Below are 1,894 nucleotides of genomic sequence, written 5' to 3'. Positions count from 1 at the left end.
CAGCGCGTCCGGGGTCAGGGTTTCCAGCGGCTTCTTCTTGGCCTTCATGATGTTCGGCAGCGACGCGTAGCGCGGCTCGTTCAGACGCAGGTCGGTGGTGACGATCGCCGGCAGGCTCAGCGCGACGGTCTGCAGACCGCCGTCGATTTCGCGGGTGACGTTGACCTTGTCGCCAGCCACTTCCACCTTGGAGGCGAAGGTGCCCTGGGCATAGCCGGTCAGCGCGGCCAGCATCTGGCCGGTCTGGTTGTTGTCGCTGTCGATGGCCTGCTTGCCGAGGATCACCAGCTGCGGCTGCTCTTTGTCGACCACCGCCTTGAGCAGCTTGGCAACCGCCAGGGAGCTCAGTTCGTCGTTAGACTCGACCAGCACGGCGCGGTCGGCGCCCAGTGCCAGTGCGGTGCGCAGCTGCTCCTGAGCAGCGGCCGAACCGATGGAGACGACAACGATCTCGCTCGCCACGCCCTTTTCTTTCAGGCGCACGGCTTCTTCCACAGCGATTTCGCAGAAGGGGTTCATCGACATCTTGACGTTGGCGAGGTCGACGCCGGAGTTGTCCGCCTTGACGCGAACCTTGACGTTGTAGTCGACCACTCGTTTGACAGCTACAAGAACCTTCATGGATTCCTCGTTACTCTCCGGTGAATAGAATTTCGCCGAGGCGAACCGAACCCGGCGCGAAGGCTCTGGGATCGTCAGTCATCTGCCTGTGCGGCGAGCGCAAACCGTTCGTATCTTGACCGCAGGCCGCAGATGGGGTCAACAACGCATATGCCCCGTCATAACCTTGCGGTACAGGCGATTCTAACAGGCTTCGGAAAAATTCAAACAAACGTTTGTATTGGACCGGTTCGAGCGTCTATATATAATGCGCCGGCCGGTTCGATCAGGGAACGATTGCGGCTTTGCCACTCACATAACAAACAAGCCTTGACTAGGAGAAAGCCCAATGGAACGCGAATACATGGAATTCGACGTTGTCATCGTCGGCGCCGGCCCTGCAGGCCTATCCGCAGCCTGCCGCCTGAAGCAGAAAGCCGCCGACGCTGGTCAGGAAATCAGTGTATGCGTCGTCGAAAAGGGCTCCGAAGTAGGCGCCCACATCCTCTCCGGCGCAGTCTTCGAGCCGCGTGCGCTGGATGAACTGTTCCCCGATTGGAAAGAACTTGGCGCCCCGCTGAACACTCCGGTCAAGCGCGACGACATCTACCTGCTCAAGAACGCCGAAGCCGCCAGCAAGCTGCCCAACGCACTGGTTCCCAAGACCATGCACAACGAGGGCAACTACATCATCTCCCTCGGCAACCTGTGCCGCTGGCTGGCCCAGCAGGCCGAGAACCTGGGTGTCGAGATCTACCCGGGCTTCGCCGCCCAGGAAGCGCTGATCGACGAGCAAGGCGTGGTACGCGGGATCGTCACCGGTGATCTGGGCGTCGACCGCGAAGGCAATCCGAAGGACGGCATGTACACGCCCGGGATGGAACTGCGCGCCAAGTACACGCTATTCGCCGAGGGCTGCCGCGGCCATATCGGCAAGCAACTGATCAACCGCTTCCAGCTCAACGCCAACGTCGATCCGCAGCATTACGGCATCGGCATCAAGGAGCTGTGGGACATCGACCCGGCCAAGCACGAGCAGGGTCTGGTCGTACACACCGCCGGCTGGCCACTGGACGATGAGAACTCCGGCGGCTCCTTCCTCTATCACCTGGAAAACAACCAGGTGGTCGTCGGCCTGATCGTCGATCTGTCCTACAGCAACCCGCACCTGTCGCCGTTCGACGAATTCCAGCGCTACAAGCATCATCCGGTGATCAAGCAGTACCTGGACGGCGGCAAGCGCGTGTCCTACGGCGCCCGCGCCATTGCCAAGGGCGGCCTGAACTGCCTGCCG

2 protein-coding genes are annotated in these 1,894 nt (G+C 61.2%); one reads left to right on the top strand and one right to left on the bottom strand.

The genetic code is table 11. The features are described from left to right. A partial coding sequence (locus U8L64_RS01060; protein ID WP_333392872.1) for an electron transfer flavoprotein subunit beta/FixA family protein occupies nt 1-621 on the bottom strand: 621 nt, incomplete at its 3' end. Nucleotides 622-949: 328 nt separating this feature from the next. Here U8L64_RS01060 and U8L64_RS01055 point away from each other — a divergent pair. Beyond that, on the top strand, nt 950-1,894 hold a 945-nt coding region (locus U8L64_RS01055; protein WP_333392870.1), incomplete at its 3' end, for an NAD(P)/FAD-dependent oxidoreductase.

The organism is Pseudomonas sp. FIP_A4 (genome assembly GCF_036701605.1).
Lineage (GTDB): Bacteria > Pseudomonadota > Gammaproteobacteria > Pseudomonadales > Pseudomonadaceae > Stutzerimonas > Stutzerimonas phenolilytica.
The sequence above is the reverse complement of the archived record's forward strand: the minus strand, read 5'-3'. Positions and strand labels throughout refer to the sequence as shown.